Origin of the sequence: Candidatus Poriferisodalis sp. (assembly GCF_965208485.1) — a bacterium.
Classification (GTDB): domain Bacteria; phylum Actinomycetota; class Acidimicrobiia; order Acidimicrobiales; family Poriferisodalaceae; genus Poriferisodalis.
Map to the genome: position 1 here is coordinate 2,863,069 of NZ_OZ242344.1, position 15,807 is coordinate 2,878,875.

Genomic DNA, 15,807 nt, shown 5'->3' on the forward strand with positions numbered 1-15,807 from the left:
GGTTGAAGGGCTCATCTCGACGCTGGTGCATGTCCAGCGCACGTGATGAGACCAACCTGCTGTTCCGCCTATCCGAAGTACGCGGTACACGGAAGTACACGGAACAAGACCAGTGTAACGGCCGTCGTCACCGTGTCATAGGGGAATTTTGCCCGATGTGCGAGAGGCCGCGAACGGCTCGGCCGACGACCTCGCGGAGATTAGGGCTGGTGAGCACCAGGGCTGGACAGCGGTGCGACAGACTGTCGGGCGGTGACGTTGAAGCGACTGCCCCGGCGGGCTCGATGGGCGGCGGCGCTGGCCGCAGGACTGACGGCGGCATCGCTGCTGGCCGTGCCCCGCGCCGGGGGCCAGGGCGCCGCCGGGGAGGAAGAGGGTCCGGTCTCGCCACGGCAATGGCCGCAGTCGTTCCTGGCTCAGCCAGAGCTGGAGGGCTGGCCGAACGCGGTGCGCATGTGGGGTCCCGACCGGCACCAGACCGCACTGGCCGTGTCGCTCGCCTCGCGGGGCTCGGGCGGCTACCCGTTCGACACTGCCGATGCCACCTCCGGCGGCGGCCGCAGCCTGGGCGCGGCCGATGGCTGGTGGGGGCTGGAGCTGTGCCCCCGATCCATCATCGTGGCGGCCTCCGACGTGCCCGCCGATGCAGTCACCGCCGCCTCGCTGTCTGACTCCACCGGCCGCTCCAGCGAGCCGTACCTCCGGCGCGTCGCCGCCAGCGACCCCCTGTTCGACCCCATCGGCGGCTTCGCCCGGGTCGACACGTTCGCAGCGCCCATCCTGCTGACCGAGTCCGCCCGCGACGGCGCCGGTTCGCTGCATCACGCCGCCCGGTTCGCCGCGCAAGACCTGCGCACCGGCGGCTGCAACGCCGCCCGCCAGGCCATCATCGTGGGCGGACCCGCGGCGGTGCCCGTCGAGATCGAGCAGGAGCTCGTCTCCATCGGCTACAGCGAGGTGTTCCGGGTGAGCGGCGAGACCCGTTACAGCACGGCTGCTGCTGTGGCCCAGTCGCTGGGCACTCAGTCGATACCCCGCAGTGCTGCGGGGTGCGACGACCCTTCGGCAGCCGACGGCAGCGCGGTGCCGGCCTTCTACGCCAACTCGGTGGTGGAGTGGCGCGAGCGGGCCAGCAAGTGCGAGCTGCTGGGCCGAACCGTCGTGCTCGCCAAGCCGCTCGACGCATTGGCTGCCGGCTGGTGGACCAGCTTCTGGCAGGTGCCGGTGCTGCTGCACGACGGCAGCGACGAGCTGCCCGAAGAGACCGCCGTGGCGCTGAGCCTGCTCGACATGGAGAACCTGATTGTGCTGGGCGACACCTCGCAGGTGCCCGAGGCGGTGGCAGATCTGGCTGCGCAGATCGCTCGGGCCGAGATGCGCCGGGTGGCGGGCGCTGACCGGCATGAGACCAGTGTGGAGATGGCCAAGATCTTCGGCGGCTGGTGGCCCACCCGGACTGGCGACCACTTCGCCCGGTCATCGGTGTGCCTGGCTGCATTGAGCGACGAGAGCCAGCGCGCCCGAGGCTGGCCCGATGCGCTGAGCGCCGGTGCATTCTGCGGTGCGGCCACGGCGCCGTCCCCGGCCACGTTCCCGTACGTCACCGAGCGCTTGGTGGGTCCGCTCGATGCGCCCGAGCCGGGTCTGGCAGCGTCGGCACGGCGACCGGCTTCGGGCGCCGACTCCACGGCGGCGCCAAGGCCCGCACATGCGGCAGTGCCCATGCTGCTCGTGCCTGCGGGCGCCGACGAATTGCCGGCGCCGGTGGCGAAGTTCCTGCGCGACATCTTCGTGGCAGGCCGGCCGTGCTCGCAGGCAGTCGGCGGCATCGACGCGGGCGGCTCGGGCGCCGACGACGGCGGGGCGTATGCCGCCGCGGTGAACTCCGGGCTGTGCTTCGCACCCGGGATGGTGCTGGCATTCGGCGGCGAGGCCGTCATCACTGCCGATGTGCTCGCGCAGGCGTCGGCGCTGGTGAGCGGGCGCTTGACGCCCGACGCCGAGCCTGAGGCGCCGGTCCTGGTGGGGGCCTTTGCGCCGCATCACGATGATCCGGATCGGATCGAGAAAGCCCCCGCTGCCAAGCGGGGCCTGGGGGCGTTCGCGAGCAAGCTCAGGTTCGACGGCACCGTCTTCCATCGGGGCGGCGCCGACGGAGCGATCACCGGCGCCGCCGACAGCTCGTTCGGCGCGGGCCAGGACTGGCTGTGCTTCCCGCGCGGCACCTACGGCGATGCACGCTGGCTGGTGGTCGAGACCTCGCCCGACACGCCTCCGGTGCTCGAGGCCGATCTCACCGTCCTGGGCTGGTATCGGGGCGACGCGGACGGGGTGCGGCGCATGCCCAAGCCGACGAGCCCGGGATGCGTGGCGGCTGCGCTGTCCGAGACCGATGCCAACTACGTCCGGGCCGTCGGCCCCTACGGGCGCACTTCACGGGCAGTGACCGTGGCGGCCAACGCCAACCGGCAGTTCCGGCTGACCGACGTGGTGGAGGCGGCCGAGCCGGTGTCGAGCGGGGTGCCCAGCGGCGCCCGCCCGCCCACCGGCGGCACGACCAGGCTGGCGTTCCGCAGCCGTGACCCCGGCGTCTTCGCACATCTGCCGCCGCAGCGCCAGCAGGCGCGCGAGGCGTTCGTGTCGGTGGAGATCGTGCGGGGACTCGGCGCGGAGGCGCTCGATCTGTTCAGTGCTCTGTGGTCGCTGGAGACCGAATCAGGCACGGTGTCAGGCATTGCCGAGGGCGAGGCGCGCTTCGTCGCGGACCGCTGGGAGCTGCGGGGCATGAGCGCCCTGCGGTCGGGGTCGTGGCTGCGCGCGCTTTACGGCTCCCGGCCTTCCGAACCGCCGGGCCTCGTGGCAGGGGCCGCCGCAGCCGGCTTGGCCGATGGCGGTTACGGCGCCGGAGGTTTCGTGGCGAGCATCGGCGTGAACGGCATCGGCAACGACGACGACACGATCGTCTGGCGAGTCGATGCCTACGTCAACGCTGAGCCATAAAATCCCGGTGGCCGGAAGGGCGAAGCAGACATGAGTCACACCTTGGGTCGGCGCAACCGCGGCCTGAATTCGCCCGCCCGCCGAGCACGGCACCGCCGCCGGCCGTTCTCTCTCGGCTTGGCTGCTGCCGTGCTGGCCGGCTCAGTGGTGCTCGCCCCGAGGCCGGCGGCCGCGCAGAGCGCGGACATCACGGCTCAACGGGTCGCCGGTTCCAGCGTGTACGACATCGCTGTCAATGTGGCCGGCGTTCTGTGCAGCACCGAAGCGGGCTCGCACAGCGTGGCGCTGGCGTCGGGCGAGAACTGGCCCGACGCGCTTGCGGGTGCAGCGCTGGACCGGCCGCTGCTGCTGACCAAGCAGGCTTTCCTGCCGGCCATCACCCGGCTGTATCTCGCGCCGTGCGTATCGCACCCCAAGGCCAAGGTGATCATCCTGGGCGGCAGCGCTGCCGTCTCCGAAAGCGTGGCGGACACCCTGCGGGCCATGGGCTACGAGGTGGATCGCATTGCCGGCGCCGACCGCTACGAGACCGCCCGGCGGGCAGCGAGCGTGTTCGCCCCCGACACGCTCAGCACGGTGCATGTGGCGTCGGGGCGCAACTTCGCCGACGCCATCGCCGCCGCGCCCAATGTCAGCAAGGGCACTCCGCTCATCCTCACTCCGCCGGACGAACTGCATCCCCAGGCGCGCCGCTTTCTCACCGACGAGGACCGGACGGTCGAATCGGTGACGATCCTCGGTGGGATGGCCGCCGTGTCCGCTGAGGTCGAGGCCGAGATCAAGGCGTTCGGCATCGACACCAGCCGCGTTGCCGGCGCTGACCGCTACGAGACCGCCGCCGAGATCGCTCGGCGGGCATTCAGCACCGCGGGCTGCCACCCCGTCACCGATGTGGCGGTTGCCAGCGGGACGATCCCGTTCGGCGGACTGGCCGCCGGCGCCGTGCGGGGTCCCTGCCAGCCGCTGCTGCTGGCGCCTGATCCGAACAGCCCAGTGCCCGAGGCGCTCGCAGAGTTCGGACGCGACTGGGCACTGGCCATCGGCGCCGGCGCCGAGGCGTCGGTGACCGGCATCGGCCCGTCGTCAGTCATCTCGTCAGCGGCGATCCTGGCGGTGTCCACTGGCATATCGGCAAGCACCGGCGACCCGGACGGCGCCACCGGGGAATTGAACTGGACCCAGCTTGCCCCTGCGGTGGTGCGGGTCGAATGCCTTGACATCTCGGGTCGCCCGATCAAGATCGGCTCCGGCTTCTTCGTCGACGACGGCCGCACGATCGTGACGAACTATCACGTCGTCGAGGCCGATCCGGGAAGGCCGTGCCGTCGCATCCGGGCGTCGCTGGGCGGCACCTTCGAACAGGAACCGACACGCGAGATGCCAGTGGCGCTCAAGCGGTCTGCGCCCGCGCGTGACCTCGCTCTGCTGGTGACCGATCCTGACATCGCCGCCAATCGCACGCTTGCTCTTTCCACTGAGGCGCTTCGAGTCGGCGAGACCATCACGGCGCTGGGCTACCCGCGAGTGGGCGGCGCCACGCTCACCCTCACCACCGGCCGTTATTCGGGCACCCAGCAGCTGGATGGCCTGACATGGATCAATACCGACACGCCGATAGCGCTCGGCAACAGCGGCGGCCCGGTGCTGAACGACCGCCAGGAGGTTGTCGGCGTCGCGACACTGCTGCGAATCTCCGTCAGCAATGGCACGGCCCTCGGCGCGCTCAGCTTGCTGGTGCCCGCCGAAGACGTGATCGCGCTGATAGCCGGCGACCTCGGCGAGTAACCACAGTTCCGAGCAGCCAGAGCGAGCAGCCAGAGATCGGCGTCGAGAACCCCGCTCGACATCGCTGGCCCATTATCCCACAGAACCGCGAAGGGTCCGTTTGGGACGATCAGAGATGGTCAGAGATGCGATTCGGCCGGCCAAGCTCATTTCGCGCTGACCGAGGTTCCGCGTCACGGCGCAAGACGTGACGGCATCCGGCGGCGCAGCGAGGCACTGCCGTAGGCTCTGCCGAGGAAGGCGGCGGCAGGACGCGAGCAGGCGAGAAGGGGCGGGCACGCCAATGACGACGGGCCGAAGCGAGAGGCTGCTGGAGATTCTGCGGACCCAAGGGCTCACGGAGCTTCCCGAGCCGGTGCAGCTCGCGTCGGGCAACATCTCCCGCTACTTCATCGACGGCAAAGCGGCGCTGGGCGCCGGCGACGACCTGCGCCTGGCGGCCGAGGCCGTCGACGAGCGGGTGACCGGCGCGGGAGTCGAGTTCGACGCCGTCGGCGGGCTGACCCTGGGTGCCGATGCGCTGTGCGCCGCCATAGCGGTAGTGAGCGGTGCAAGCTGGTTCATCGTGCGCAAGGAAGCCAAGGGGCGAGGGACGAACCGCTTGGTCGAGGGCACCCGGATCGGCGAAGGTCACCGGGTGCTGCTGATCGACGATGTGGTGACCACGGGCGGCTCGATCCTGCAGGCCTATGAGAGCGTTCAGGCAACCGGAGCGCAGGTAGTGGCCGCCGTCACGCTGGCCGACCGGGGCGACGACGCACGCCGCTCCTTCGACGAGCAGGGCGTGCCCTATTTCCCGATGGCCACCTACGAGGAGATGGGCATCCCCGCCATCGGCGCCGAGACCGCCGACCTCGCTGTCGGCTGAGCCAGCCCGCCGGTTTGCTGCGACCCCGCAGCATTGCGGCTGATGTGCGAATTGTGCGAATTGACTGCAACTTCAGAACTGCTGGAGATGTGACGACGAGACCTGTTGGGGGCTGCGGTAGCATCGTGACTGACGGGAGCGACGGCGTTCCCGCTGTTTGTGTGCGTGAGTGCGATGGCACTTCAACTTGAGGATCGAGATCTGGTCCTCGCATACCAGGCCGGCGACGACGAAGCGTTCGCCGAGTTGGTGCGTGAGTACCGGCCACAACTGCTCGGTCACGCGCGCCGCAAGCTCGGTTGCCCCGAGGCGGCAGAAGACGCGGTGCAGGAGGCACTCGTGCGGGCGCTGCGTGCCATGCCGCGCTTCAACGGCAGCTACTTGGTGGGGCCGTGGCTGCACCGCATCCTGTCGAATGTCTGCAGTGACGAAGGCAACCGCCTGCGGCGTGAGAACGAGAAGACCGAGCGGTTCGCATCGAACGACAAGGCACTGAAGCCGTCGGCGACCACCGAGGGCGAGCTCGGCCTCGACCTCGACGACGCCGCGCTGATGGACGCCGTGGACAGCCTGTCCGAGCAGTACCGCGAGGCACTGATGCTGCGCTTCGTCGAGGAGCTCAGCTACGAAGAGGTCGCTGCCAAGGCAGGTGTGTCTGAGGAGAACGCCCGGGCACGGGTGTCACGGGCCCGCAACGCTGTGAGGGCTGCGCTCAAGCTGGCAGCCGCCGCGCCGGTGGCCTTGATCGGGCTGCTGCGCCGTGGCGAGCGTGCCGCCGCGGCGGTGACGAGCCAATCCTCGCCCGGTGGCGGCCGTGCCGCGTTGAACTCGGTCATGCCGGTGCTGGCCGAGGCTGCTCCGGTGGCATCGCGTGCGGCTGCTGCGGCCACGAACGCGGCGGCGACCGGCGTTCCGGTGATGACCAAGGCTGCGGTCGGGTTCGGACTCGCTACCGCAGTGATAACGCCGACCGTCGATTCGCCGGTGCACCGTGCGACCGACCGGGTCCTGCCGGACTCGGTCATGGGCGTGCTGACGCCGTTCGCTGTCGACGTGCCGATGCCCGATGCACCTGTCTCGGTGCCCGCCGCGCCACCGGAGGCCGGTGTTGCCGATGAGATCGATCCGGCTGCGGCGGAGGACTCTGCTGTGCCAGCGCCTGCTGCCGTGGAGGCGGCGCCCGAGTCTGTTCCCGAGCCTGAAGCAGCGCCACAGGCGGTCGAAGCCTCGGTTTCTGCGCAGGCGGTCGAAGCCTCGGTTTCTGCGTCTTCTGCGTCTTCTGCCTCGACCGCTTCCGTCGTTGCCGCTCCTGCGGCCGATGACGACGCTCAGGTGTCCGAGACGGCGGCCGAGGACCCGCCGGAGGCCATCGAGACGAGAGTCGCGACCGAGGTGGTCATCAATCCCGATCCCGAGATCGCGGTGAGCGACAGCAGCAGCGTGGAGGCTGCCCAGCTGACGTTCACGCCGTCGGGCGCCGACCGATACGACGTGGTCGGTTCCATGTCGCTGACGGTGACGACCACTACCACGATCGTCGACGGCGGCGAAGAGACCAGCGAGACCGTCACCGCCAACGAGTCGGTTGCGGTGATCTCGCCCAGCTCGGCGTCGCTCGAGGCTGCCGACCCGGCGGTCGACGAGCGCCGCTTCAGCGCCCTGCTGGTCTTCGCCCCCGGCGACGACGGTGCATCCGCCGAGATGCGCCTGGCCGCCCGCGGCACGGCGAACGACGACGGCTCGCTGGCCATGACCGGCTTCTTCACCGCCACCGGCACCGAGTCGCTGCCGCTGGCCGAACGAGGCACCATCTCGGGCACGCTCACCCTTGACGCCGACGGCATGCCCGCCTCCCTCTCCATCACCCTCACCCAGTAACCCCAGCGCCAGCAAGCCCAGCGCGATTGCCGCCCGGCTGGTTGTGACGCTGCCGCGGCACGCGCCATGCGCGGCTGCTGTCTGGGACGATCAGACCTCGATGAGCTGGACGGTCTCGGGATGTTGCGCGGCGAGTCCACGATCAATCGTCACGAGCCGGCCGCCGAAGTGCCGAGTCAGTGCGGCGAGATAGGCGTCCGTGACCTGGCGGTGTCCGATCACACTGGCGAGCACCGTCGCGTCGAATTCGATCTCGTCGGGCCAGAAGACGTGCTGGGGCAGCGCCTGAACCTGCCGCAGCGCGCCGAGTGCGTCGCGCGGGCCGACACCTTCGCGGATGAGGAATCTCAGCAGCGCGCCTTGGGTGATCGGGCAGGTGGCCAATTCGTCTGCGTGGCCCTCGAACCACGTTCGCGCCTGGCGATGATGCACATGATCTTCGACAGTCAGGGCAATGAGCACGTTGGCGTCGGCCAGTGCTGAGGTCACTCGTCCTCCAGCGACCTGACGTCTTCGGCGGTGACGACTCGGCCGATCTGGATGGTGGGCAGGCCGCCGGCCGGCGCCGGAATCGTCGACGCGTCGATGGGGTCGAGTGCGAGCCGGATCAGTTCACAAACGACTTGACTCAGCGACTTGTGCTGCTGGTGCGCCATCTCCCGGGCAACCGCGTGCAGATCCTCTGGCAGATCGATCGTTGTTCGCATTATTGCATCATATCATCATGATGCAATAATGCCGGTCAAACCAATTTCGCACCCGCACAGTGCCTGACTCGGCCCGCGCTCGCTCAGGGCTGGGCGGACGCCAGAGCGGGTCAAGCGTTCTTGATGAGGAGGCCGCCGTCTACGGGGAGGACCGCGCCGGTCATGTACTGGCTGGCGGGCAGGCAGAAGTTGAGGGTGCCGTGGGCCACTTCCTCGGGCTCGGCGTAGCGGCCGAGCGCTGTGCGGCGCTTGGCGAAGATGGTCTTGTGCTCCTCGGAGATCTCTGCCGTCATGGCCGTGCGGATCGGGCCGGGGCAGATGCAGTTGACCGTGATGGCCTCGCGTCCGAGCTCGACCGCCAGCGACTTGGTGAGGCCGATCACGCCGTGCTTGGCGGCCGTGTACGGCGAGCCGAACTTGGTGGCGCCCCAGCCCTCGGTGGATGCGATGTTCACGATGCGGGCCGCGTCGGACTGGCGCAGGTACGGCAGGGCCGCCCGCACGGTGTAGGTGTGGGCTGTCAACAGCACCTCGAGCGAGATCGCCCAGTTGTCCTCATAGCCCTCGTCGTCGATCGGCGAGAACCGTGAGATGCCGGCGTTGTTGATGAGATGGTCGATGCCGCCGAACCGCTCGGCCACCTCGGCGGCGACCTGGTTGACCCGGTCGCGGTTGGCCACGTCCATCGTCCAGCCCGCTGCCGAGCCGCCGGCGTCGTCGATCTCGGCCACCACGGCGTCCACGTCGGCCTGGCGCAGGTCGGTCACCGCCACATGAGCGCCCTCGTCGGCGAACACGTGCGCCGTCGCACGTCCTTGGCCCATGCCGGCCCCGGTGATCAGGGTCACGCGCCCTTCGATCGACCGGCTCAGCGCCGACAGTCGCTTCGTTGTTGCCATTGCTGACTCCTCGTTGATACCCGTTGTGTCGGTCCAGTTGTGCTGTGCCTCGTTGGCTGCGGCGTGCGGCCGGCTGCTCAGCCGGGCTGCTCAGCCGGGCTGCTCAGCCGGTCTGCCAGGCCGTGCCGCCGTCGATCTTGAGCACCGAGCCCGTCGTGTAGCTCGACGCCTCCGAGGCGAAGTAGAGCGCAGCGCCCACCACCTCGTCGGCCTCGCCGCCCCGTGCCAGCGCGATGTCGTTGGCAGCCCGCTCGTTGAAGGCGTCCATGTCCCACGCCTTGGAGATGTCGGTGAGGAACGGTCCGGGCATGATGCAGTTCACTCGCACCCGGGGGGCGTACTCGCGGGCGAACGACTGCGTGATGGCGTGGATGCCCGCCTTGGCCGCCCCGTAGGCCGTCTCGTTCGGGGAGGGCGCCACGGCCGCCACCGAGCTGACGTTGATGATCGAGCCGCCGCCGGCTTCGTACATGCGCTTGCCGAACACCGCCGTGGCCCGGAACGGCCCCTTGAGGTTCACGTCGATGACCTTGTCGAACAGCGCCTCGGACACCTCGTACAGCGACGGGTACAGCGGCGACAGCCCGGCATTGTTCACCAGCACCTCGCAGTGGCCGAACTCGTCGTAGACCCGTCGGCACAGCTCGTCATTCTGATCCCAGTAGCCGACGTGGCACTGCACCGCCAGCGCCCGCTGGTTGGTCTCTGCCTCGACTTCTTTGGCCAGCGCCTCGCAGTTGTCGAGCTTGCGCGACGCGATCACCACATCCGCGCCGGCCCGGGCGAACGCGAGCACCATCTCGCGTCCCAGCCCCCGCGAGCCGCCGGTGACCGCCGCCACCCGACCCGACAGGTCGAACAGCGCTGCGTTCGAGGGGCCAGCCGGTGCTTGCTCTGCCATCTCAGCGGCTCCAGGTGTTCCAGCTCATCACCGAGTCGAGATCGGTCCGGGCGGCCAGCTTGAAGTCGGTGCCCACGGTGTAGGCCACCGGGCTCAGCGCGTACTGCCGTACCGTGTCGTAGGGGATGCCCAGGATCTCCGCTGATTCCTTCTCGTAGCCGAGGTGCAGCGTCGTCCAGCACGTGCCCAGACCTCGCTCGCGGGCGGCCAGCATGAAGCTCCACGCCGCCGGGATGATCGAGCCGGCCTGGCCCACCATCATGCGGGCATCGTCGGTGCGGCCGGTGATGCAGGGCAGGAACAGGACCGGGCTGCGTCCCATGTTCTCCGACAAGAACTCCGCGGACGACGTCACCCGTGCCTGCTGCGCCTCGCGCTGGGCGCCCAAGCCGGTCCCCACCCGGCCCGCGTACATGGGGCTGTTGCGGTAGGCGTCGAAGCCCTTCTTGTACAGCGCCGCGATGGCCTCGATCTTGTCGCGCTCGGTAACGAACACGAAGTGCCAGCCCTGCATGTTCGAGCCGGTCGGCGCCTGCACGGCGATCTCGACGCATTCGCGCAGCACCGAGTCGGGCACCGGCCGGTCGAAGTCGAGCCGCTTGCGCACGGCCCGGGTCGTCTGCAGCACTTCGTCGGCCGTAAGGCCCAGCCTGATTCCGTTGTCGCTCATTGTGTGCTCCTCGCGCCCGGCGGGGTTGCGGGCGTTGATGACTTGGGAAATGTCCGGCAGCACCCTAACCGGCGCCTGTGACACGTACCCGAGGCCGCTCAGCCAGCCTCTCAGCGCAGGAATTTGCTGGTGGTGTTGTCGGCCAGCACCCGCCCGCTGGTCTGGCAGCCACCAACTGTGTCTGTCCAGCGGCTGAACAGACGTGGGCGAGGAGTGAAGGCGCGGGTCACCGGGCGGCTTGGTCGCGTCAGATGGCCGCAACATCTGCAGGTGTTGATGGCACTGCAGAATGCCTCCGCCGAAAAACGGTTGTGGTTCACATGGAACAAGAAGCTACGGTGAACACGTGGCAGCTACCGAGACCGCAAATCCCGAAACGGACCAGTGGCTTGCAAATCAGCGATCGCTAACACCTCCGATCAGATCATCCATGCAGTCGCTGCCGCGCCGCTGACACTGCCCAGGACAATGACCGGCGCTGAACTCGCTTCCGTCATAGCGGCATTCGCGACTGCTCTCGGACTCGGAGGCGGCGCGTTGCGCTTCGCTTGGAGCGTCTATAGCAAGATGGGAGAACGGATCGACCGTCAGACCGACGTCATCGACGGGCTGAGGGATCGGCTCGGCGACCTGACTGAGCGGACGGCCAAGGTTGAGACACACTTTGAGAGAGACCGGACATGAATGACACATCTGCAAAGTTGGCGGTGCATACTCGGATCACGTCGCAATCCGGGAATGAGGTTCGTAGGGACTATTCGCTGGATTTGCACGATCCGCAACTTGACCGTTTCATGCTCACCGACGATGAGCGGCACCGGGTGGAGCAGCTGCTGTCGCAAGCGCTCGCGGTGTGGGATGTCGGTACTTCTGACGAAGACACGTTCGCTGAGCCGCTGAAGACGTTGCTCGACGTAACCGTCGAGATCATCGGTGATGCTCTAGTGCGTGAGGTCGAGAGCGAACGTTCCCGCGAGGCAGTGTCATTGTGACCGACGACGCCGGGGCCGCTGGCCCTGCAGCTGAGTCTTGGTATGAACAGCTGTTGCCGGTGTATCGTCACGATCCTCGAGTGCTCCTGATGGCGCTGTTGGTGTCGCCCAGCTAGCGGAGGAACTTGCTGGTGGTGTTGTCGGCCAGCACCCGCCCGCTGGTCTGGCAGCCGGCGCAGTAGTTGACCGTGTAGTCGCGAAACTCGACCGCCCGCACGACGTCGGCGCAGGCTGGGCACGGCTCGCCGGTGCGGCCGTGTACCGCCGCGGGTCGATCGGCGGAGCGACTCATCTCAGGACGTTCCCGCTCGAAGGCCAGCGACTCGTCGACGACAGCCCCGATGGCCGCCACCACCGCCTCGACTCCGGGGGCATCCATTCGCCCGGTCGGTGCGAACGGCGACAGCTTGGCCCGGTGGCAGATCTCGTTGGCCAGCCGGCGTCCGAGCCCCGAGATCACCCGCTGGTCGCGCAAGAAGTTGTGCAGGCGCATCGAATGAGCCGCCATCAACCCGGCCAGCGCAGCGGTGTCCACCTCGGTGGCCTCGGGGCCCAATCCGTCAAGCGGCGGAGCTTCGGCCGGGTCGTCGGCCAGCACCCACACACCGGCTCGCTTCTGCGTGCCCGGCTCGGTGAGCATCAGTCCCAGCCCGCTCTCGAACTCGAAGCGGGCCAGCCCGTCGCGGGGCCGTCGTGGCCGTTTGGCCCCCGGTTCGAGCACACGCAGGCGTCCGCCCTGCATCAGATGGGTGACGAAGGTCAGTTCGCCGGTTGCATCACCAGTTCCGCCAACGGCGCCATGTCGCGGGGGAGCGAACCGCAGCAGCAGGTACTTGGCCCGCTGCCCCACGCCTGCCAGCGGCCAGCCGGCAGCGTCATTTGGCTGCGGGCTGGCGGTCTTGAGCGCGGTGAACGACAGTGGCTCGAACCGCTTCAGCACCTCGCCGGCCGCCAGTGCATCGAGTCGTTCAGCGTGCGCCCGGATTTCCGGAATCTCGGGCACGGGGGCTCAGATATCCTCATCGTCGGCGCCGTCGTTCGGATTGCCGGGATCATCGCTGCCGTCGATGGGGCGGCTGTCTGCCCCATCCTGTTCTCCGGCGAGCGCTGCGCCCAGCGCCGCGTCTACCAGAGCGAGAGCGTCCGCAGCCGCGATCAGCACTCGCACATCGCCGCTGACCTTGATAAGGCCCGCCTGCAGCGCCGCCAGCGCACCGAGCTCGCCCCGCCGCACAGCCTCGGCGGTTTCCCGGGACTGGCTCATCACCACGATCCGATCGTCGGCGCCCTCGGCTGTTCCGGCTTCCTCAGTGCCCTCAGGACCATCGGGACTGCCGACGCTGTCGCCGTCGGGCACGGGCACCGGCTCCAGATGGACGCGACGACCTTCGATCACCAGGCGATACGCAACCATCGGTCCGCCGTTGCCGTCGCCGATCCGCTGCTCCACGGTGGCCTGCACCTCGGGCAGCTCCACGCCCGCGAGCACCTCGGACATCGCCGCGCACCACGCCTCGGATCCGATCTCGTTGGCGCCGGTCGCCATGTCCTGACGCTACGTCCTGATCGGCGCCCAGCGCATCGCCGGCCGTGTGCCTCGGGATTCGAAATTCAATGGCGGCAAGTCGGCTGCGGTCACTATGGTGCGCCACAGCGCATCGCTGCGCGTAGTCCTATCGCTGGCAGTTCGCCGGACTCAGGGCGGCATACCCGCCTGTTACCGTTCCGAAGGGAAGCCCGATGGACGCGAACTCATTTGTCATTCTCGCTGCAGTTGTGACGCTGTTCAGCTTCAATCTCACTGCCAGCCTGCTGTGCTGCCGCTCGCTTGGCAAGCGCGTTGACCGACTCGAAGATCGCCTTGACAAGCGCATCGACGGTGTTGATTCGCGCATGGATCGTCTTGAGCAGCGCATGGATCGCTTTGAGCAGCGCATGGATCGCTTTGAGCAGCGCATGGATCGCTTTGAGCAAGTGCTCATGCAGTTGGTGGTGGACATGGCGCTGGTCAAGGCGGACATGGCGCTGGTCAAGGCCAAGCTGGGCATTGAGACAGCCTCGCCCGCCACAGTGCCGCAGCCGGCACTCGCGCCCCCTTCAGGAGCTTCTTCCGGCGCCGCAGCGCAATAGCATGGCGGGGTGACCTTCCCGGCTCGCCGCCTTCGCCGACTGCGTCGCACCCCGGCCCTGCGCCGGCTCGTCGCCGAGACGAACGTCACCCCCAGCGATCTCATCGCCCCGCTGTTCGTGCGTGAGGACGCCATCGAGCCCCAGCCGATCGTCTCGCTGCCCGGCGTCGTGCAGCACACCCAGGAGTCGCTGCGCAAGGAAGTCAACGAGCTGGCCAGCCTCGGCATCAACGGCGTCATCCTGTTCGGGCTTCCCGCCCGCAAGGACCCGGTGGGCTCGGAGGCATGGAATCCCGACGGTGTCGTGCAGGTGGCGCTGCGCAGCCTGCGAGACGACCACGGCTCGGAGATGGCGATCATCGCCGACCTGTGCCTCGACGAGTACACCGACCATGGCCACTGCGGCGTGGTGACCGACGACGGCGATGTCGACAACGACGCCACGATCGAGCTGTACCAGCGGGTGGCGCTGGCCCAAGCCGAAGCCGGCGCCGACATGGTGGGCCCGTCGGGGATGATGGACGGCCAGGTCGGGGCGATCCGCCAAGTGCTCGATGTCAACGGCCACGAGAACCTGCCGATCATGGCCTACTCGGCGAAGTACGCCTCAGCCGAGTACGGGCCGTTCCGTGACGCCGTGGACGTGACGATCACCGGTGGCGACCGCAAGGGCTACCAGCAGGATCCCTCCAACGCCCGCGAGGCCATGGCCGAGATCGAGCTGGACATCGCCGAGGGCGCCGACATCATCATGGTGAAGCCGGCCCTCGCGTATCTCGACGTGATCGCTGCGGCTCGGGCCCGCTTCGACCTGCCGCTGGCCGCCTACCACGTGTCGGGCGAGTACGCGATGCTCAAGGCGGCTGCCGCCAACGGCTGGATCGACGGGGATGCCACGGCAGTCGAGCACCTCACGGCCATCAAGCGCGCCGGCGCCGACCTGATCCTCACCTACCTCGCACGCGAGTTCGCCGAGACGCTGCGGTAGCCGCGGCCCTCGACCCACAGCAGCGCTCCCGCCGCGGCCATCGAGTTCTCCAGCAGCTGCAGTCCGACGTCGTCGGGGCTGAGCCGCTCGGCCATGATCCCCGAACCCACCACGCTGAGCAGCAGAAATCCGGTGCCGACGAACTCCGAAGTCAGCCGACTGGCCGTGGTCTCACGCAGAGCCGTCACCGCGACAGCCTGCCAGCTACGGGTGAACGAACCCTGTCTCCGCGGCGAACACTGCGCTCGCTCCGAGATCAGGGTTCTCGACGCGGCGGTTCAGCGGTGATCTGGCAGCGCAGCGCCGTCCAGCGCAGCGAGTTGCCGGTCGAAGGTGAACAACGGCTGCGCGTCGTTGCACCGCGCCGCGGCCAGGATCATCAAGTCGGAGAAACCGGCACCTCCGCGCCGATAGGCAGCCGCAGCCTCGGCGACGTTGTCTTGGGCTTCGAAGATGAGCCCGTCGACGGCAACCAGCTCCATCAGCACCTCGGCGATCTGGGCACGGCTGAATTGGTATGCCCGCTTGAGCACCCACACCGTCTCGACAACGACCTCCCGGCAGAGGAACACCGGCTCCTGCCGAGAAGCCGCCGACAGCAGGTCGCGAGCAGCAGCAGACTGCTCAGGCTCGTCGTTGACGAGATAACGAACGAGCACGTTGGTGTCGATGGCGATCACGCCGATGTCGCTGCCTCGGCGATCGCCTCGTCCATCTCCTCCAATGTCACCGGTGGGCCGTCGTACTGGAGCATGCCGAACAGCTCACTGAGCGGCCGCACGGCGACAATCCGGATTGCATCGCCATCGATGAGGTAACGCACCTTGTCGCCGGGTTGAACTGACAAGCACTCTCGAACTCGGCGGGGCAAGGTCGTCTGCCCCTTCGAGGTAATGGTTGATTCAAGCACGCTGCGGGTCACCTCACTTCGCCTTGCGTTACTCGATTTAGCATTACTCATGCTATATCACCAATGCACAGGTTGAAACT

General features: G+C 68.3%; 17 protein-coding genes and 1 pseudogene. 8 read left to right on the forward strand and 10 right to left on the reverse strand.

Going from position 1 to position 15,807, the window contains the following annotated elements:
* The first annotated feature begins 252 nt into the window (after nucleotides 1-252).
* The 4 genes from ACOGXQ_RS13410 (at nucleotide 253) to ACOGXQ_RS13425 (ending at nucleotide 7,531) form a co-directional block, all read left to right on the forward strand.
* Nucleotides 253-3,000, forward strand: coding sequence for a cell wall-binding repeat-containing protein (locus ACOGXQ_RS13410; RefSeq protein ID WP_419944143.1), 2,748 nt, complete (start codon nucleotides 253-255; stop codon nucleotides 2,998-3,000).
* A gap of 30 nt (nucleotides 3,001-3,030) precedes the next feature.
* Nucleotides 3,031-4,785 (forward strand): cell wall-binding repeat-containing protein, encoded by a 1,755-nt coding sequence (locus ACOGXQ_RS13415; RefSeq protein ID WP_419944144.1) that lies wholly within the window; start codon nucleotides 3,031-3,033, stop codon nucleotides 4,783-4,785.
* A 283-nt stretch (nucleotides 4,786-5,068) separates the two neighbouring features.
* A complete protein-coding gene (gene pyrE / locus ACOGXQ_RS13420; RefSeq protein ID WP_419944145.1) occupies nucleotides 5,069-5,653 on the forward strand; it encodes an orotate phosphoribosyltransferase in 585 nt (194 codons plus the stop codon).
* 174 nt (nucleotides 5,654-5,827) lie between these two features.
* Nucleotides 5,828-7,531 (forward strand): RNA polymerase sigma factor, encoded by a 1,704-nt coding sequence (locus ACOGXQ_RS13425; protein WP_419944146.1) that lies wholly within the window; start codon nucleotides 5,828-5,830, stop codon nucleotides 7,529-7,531.
* Between the two features lie 90 nt (nucleotides 7,532-7,621).
* Here ACOGXQ_RS13425 and ACOGXQ_RS13430 read toward each other — a convergent pair whose 3' ends face one another.
* The 5 genes from ACOGXQ_RS13430 to ACOGXQ_RS13450 form a co-directional block, all read right to left on the reverse strand.
* Nucleotides 7,622-8,020: a TA system VapC family ribonuclease toxin gene (locus tag ACOGXQ_RS13430; RefSeq protein WP_419944147.1), complete on the reverse strand. Its 399-nt coding sequence runs from the start codon at nucleotides 8,018-8,020 to the stop codon at nucleotides 7,622-7,624.
* Nucleotides 8,017-8,238 carry an antitoxin gene (locus ACOGXQ_RS13435; RefSeq protein WP_419944148.1) on the reverse strand — a complete coding sequence of 74 codons (222 nt, stop codon included), beginning with the start codon at nucleotides 8,236-8,238 and terminating at the stop codon, nucleotides 8,017-8,019. The genes ACOGXQ_RS13430 and ACOGXQ_RS13435 overlap by 4 nt, the downstream gene beginning before the upstream one ends.
* Before the next feature lie 110 nt (nucleotides 8,239-8,348).
* The gene (locus ACOGXQ_RS13440; protein WP_419944149.1) at nucleotides 8,349-9,137 is read right to left on the reverse strand and encodes an SDR family NAD(P)-dependent oxidoreductase; all 789 of its coding nucleotides are present in this window, start codon (nucleotides 9,135-9,137) and stop codon (nucleotides 8,349-8,351) included.
* A gap of 103 nt (nucleotides 9,138-9,240) precedes the next feature.
* Entirely contained in the window at nucleotides 9,241-10,038 is a 798-nt protein-coding gene (locus ACOGXQ_RS13445; RefSeq protein ID WP_419944150.1) for an SDR family NAD(P)-dependent oxidoreductase, read from the reverse strand.
* A gap of 1 nt (nucleotide 10,039) precedes the next feature.
* Nucleotides 10,040-10,708, reverse strand: a complete 669-nt coding sequence (locus tag ACOGXQ_RS13450) for a nitroreductase family protein (RefSeq protein WP_419944151.1) — start codon at nucleotides 10,706-10,708, stop codon at nucleotides 10,040-10,042.
* A gap of 468 nt (nucleotides 10,709-11,176) precedes the next feature.
* Between ACOGXQ_RS13450 and ACOGXQ_RS13455 the strand changes: the two genes are divergently transcribed.
* Both ACOGXQ_RS13455 and ACOGXQ_RS13460 read left to right on the forward strand, forming a co-directional pair.
* Entirely contained in the window at nucleotides 11,177-11,392 is a 216-nt protein-coding gene (locus tag ACOGXQ_RS13455; protein WP_419944152.1) for a hypothetical protein, read from the forward strand.
* Nucleotides 11,389-11,700 (forward strand): hypothetical protein, encoded by a 312-nt coding sequence (locus tag ACOGXQ_RS13460; RefSeq protein WP_419944153.1) that lies wholly within the window; start codon nucleotides 11,389-11,391, stop codon nucleotides 11,698-11,700. Before ACOGXQ_RS13455 ends, ACOGXQ_RS13460 begins: the two co-directional genes overlap by 4 nt.
* A gap of 112 nt (nucleotides 11,701-11,812) precedes the next feature.
* Here the strand turns inward: ACOGXQ_RS13460 and ACOGXQ_RS13465 are convergent, their stop codons facing one another.
* Together ACOGXQ_RS13465 and ACOGXQ_RS13470 are read right to left on the reverse strand one after the other, a co-directional pair.
* A complete protein-coding gene (locus ACOGXQ_RS13465; RefSeq protein WP_419944154.1) occupies nucleotides 11,813-12,703 on the reverse strand; it encodes a DNA-formamidopyrimidine glycosylase family protein in 891 nt (296 codons plus the stop codon).
* A 6-nt stretch (nucleotides 12,704-12,709) separates the two neighbouring features.
* Complete coding sequence (locus ACOGXQ_RS13470; RefSeq protein ID WP_419944155.1) at nucleotides 12,710-13,246, reverse strand: hypothetical protein; 537 nt, start codon at nucleotides 13,244-13,246, stop codon at nucleotides 12,710-12,712.
* Between the two features lie 194 nt (nucleotides 13,247-13,440).
* Here ACOGXQ_RS13470 and ACOGXQ_RS13475 point away from each other — a divergent pair, with 194 nt between their 5' ends.
* Both ACOGXQ_RS13475 and hemB read left to right on the forward strand, forming a co-directional pair.
* Nucleotides 13,441-13,830, forward strand: coding sequence for a hypothetical protein (locus tag ACOGXQ_RS13475; RefSeq protein WP_419944156.1), 390 nt, complete (start codon nucleotides 13,441-13,443; stop codon nucleotides 13,828-13,830).
* Between the two features lie 9 nt (nucleotides 13,831-13,839).
* Nucleotides 13,840-14,817, forward strand: coding sequence for a porphobilinogen synthase (hemB, locus tag ACOGXQ_RS13480; RefSeq protein WP_419944157.1), 978 nt, complete (start codon nucleotides 13,840-13,842; stop codon nucleotides 14,815-14,817).
* Nucleotides 14,818-14,837: 20 nt separating this feature from the next.
* Here hemB and ACOGXQ_RS13485 read toward each other — a convergent pair.
* From ACOGXQ_RS13485 to ACOGXQ_RS13495, 3 genes and pseudogenes are all read right to left on the reverse strand, one after another.
* Nucleotides 14,838-14,996: pseudogene (locus ACOGXQ_RS13485) on the reverse strand (aquaporin family protein); the annotation flags it as partial.
* A gap of 99 nt (nucleotides 14,997-15,095) precedes the next feature.
* A complete protein-coding gene (locus ACOGXQ_RS13490) occupies nucleotides 15,096-15,497 on the reverse strand; it encodes a PIN domain-containing protein (RefSeq protein WP_419944158.1) in 402 nt (133 codons plus the stop codon).
* The gene (locus ACOGXQ_RS13495; protein ID WP_419944159.1) at nucleotides 15,494-15,664 is read right to left on the reverse strand and encodes a hypothetical protein; all 171 of its coding nucleotides are present in this window, start codon (nucleotides 15,662-15,664) and stop codon (nucleotides 15,494-15,496) included. The genes ACOGXQ_RS13490 and ACOGXQ_RS13495 overlap by 4 nt, the downstream gene beginning before the upstream one ends.
* Nucleotides 15,665-15,807 lie beyond the last annotated feature (143 nt).